2 protein-coding genes and 1 pseudogene are annotated in these 1,849 nt (G+C 71.7%); 1 reads left to right on the forward strand and 2 read right to left on the reverse strand.

The features are described from left to right. Nucleotides 1-372: 372 nt before the first annotated feature. Nucleotides 373-705 (reverse strand): hypothetical protein, encoded by a 333-nt coding sequence (locus tag AB0J09_RS63835; protein ID WP_360714136.1) that lies wholly within the window; start codon nucleotides 703-705, stop codon nucleotides 373-375. A gap of 262 nt (nucleotides 706-967) precedes the next feature. After that, nucleotides 968-1,384, reverse strand: a pseudogene (locus tag AB0J09_RS63840) (Clp protease N-terminal domain-containing protein); the annotation flags it as partial. Between the two features lie 74 nt (nucleotides 1,385-1,458). On the opposite strand from AB0J09_RS63840, the gene AB0J09_RS63845 reads away from it, so the two are divergent. Further along, on the forward strand, nucleotides 1,459-1,849 hold a 391-nt coding region (locus AB0J09_RS63845; protein WP_360714138.1), incomplete at its 3' end, for a hypothetical protein.

Raw genomic sequence — 1,849 nt, forward strand, 5'->3', positions numbered from 1 at the left:
GCGATTTCCCGCGCTGCCGGCCCGGTCATCGACACGTTTTGACCGAGCTGCCCACCTGAGCGCGCTTGGCCGACGCGGATCCCAAGGCAACGCCAATGCAGGAGGACGACTCGGCGGGTCCTGGTGGGTGACCGGCTGATCGTCAGTTTCAGGCGCGGAACCGCTCCAGGGCGGCGGCACCGCGGGAGAGCGCGCAAGCCGCAGCCGCGAGGTAGTCGTGCTGCGGGCTTCTCGGCCGAGGCGATGCACGCGTGGGGCGTGCCCGTTCCCGCGGCCACCGCAACACGCGTCGCGTGTTCGCGTTCGATGAAGGTCCGGCCGCCTGCATGTCGAGGGCCGGGGCGGTGGCACCGTGGTCGGTGTGCCACGGGATCATGGGGTCATGGCCCGGGTCATCATGTCGACCCAGGTGGTGACGAACGTCTCGTCGTCCACCCCGGTGGGGGTGACACCGAGGACACCGGTCAGCAGGCGGGACGACAGCAGTGCGCCGAGCCCGACTGCGGCTACGGCCTCGGCGCGCTCGGGGGCCAGGCCGGTGCGTTCGGCCAGCCAGGCCGCGAACTCGGCGTAGGTCGCGCTGACCAGCCGGTGCACGGCGCCCTCGACCAGGTCGGGGTGGGTCCGCGCCTCCAAGGCGAGAATGCGGAGCAGCTCGGTTTCGTTGTCGAGCTCCGCGAGGATGTAGCGGGCGGTGACGATCAACTCGGCGCGCAGATCGCCCAGCCCGCCGAACAGCTCCCGGATGTCGCGCAGGGCCGCCGTGGGCTCGGTGGTATCAGCCTAGGCCCTCCTCCGCCTGCGGCGGCTCCTCGGAAGGCCGCTCGGCGGCCGGCGGCTTGATGCCCAGGTGGCGTTCGATGCGCTCCAGGCTCTCCTCGATCCGTGTGAGCCGCTCGCCCAGCACCGAGCCGCCGGCGAAGAACATCTCGCTCGGGCGCTCCTTGGAGCTGCGCCCCACGCGGTCGAGCAGGCGTTGCCGTAGGTCCGCCAGATCCACGCCCGCGTCCACGAGCGCCTGCGCAGCCAGCCCCTCGCCCTCCCTGATCAGCCCGAGCAGGATGTGCTCGGTGCCGATGTAGTTGTGGCGCAGTTGCAGGGCTTCGCGCAGCGACAGCTCCAGCACCTTCTTGGCCCGCGGCGTGAACGGGATGTGCCCGCCGGGCGACTTGGCGCCGCGGCCCACCTCGCGCTCGACGAAGGCACGTACGTGGTCGAGCTCCACGCCGCTGCCGTCGAGCACCAGGGAGGCCATGCCCTCGCCCTCGTGGATCAGGCCGAGCAATATGTGCTCCGTGCCGATGTAGTTGTGGCTCATCATCCGCGCCTCCTCCTGGGCGAGGACGACGACCCTGCGCGCACGGTCGGTGAAGCGTTCGAACACCGGGGGGCCTCCGTTCGACTGCCACTGCCTCCACTATGCGCTACAAACCAGCGGATGTGGGGTATTTGTCCTGTGTGGATCTTGACGAGGTGGCCGGCAGGCTCTATGCGCTGCCGCCGTCCGAGTTCACCGCCGCGCGCGAGGCCGAGGCCCGCGCGGCGAAGGAAGCGGGAGACGTACGGCTCGCGCGCGAGATCGCGAAGCTGCGCAAGCCGACGGTGTCCGCCTGGGCCGTGAACCGGCTCGCCCGGGAGCACCCCGAGGAGCTGGCCGAGCTGCTCGACGTGGGGGAGCGGCTGCGCGCCGCCTGGCAGGAGCAGGACGCCGGCGCGTTGGCCGAGCTGACCCGGCGGCGCGGCGACGTGACGGCCAAGGTGGGCCGGCTGGCGAGGCAGCAGGGTGGCCTGTCATCCGCGGCGGCGGCCGAGGTGGACCAGACGCTGGAGGCCGCCGTCGTGGACGCCG

The sequence above is a fragment of the Nonomuraea sp. NPDC049784 genome, from assembly GCF_040659615.1.
Lineage (GTDB): Bacteria > Actinomycetota > Actinomycetes > Streptosporangiales > Streptosporangiaceae > Nonomuraea.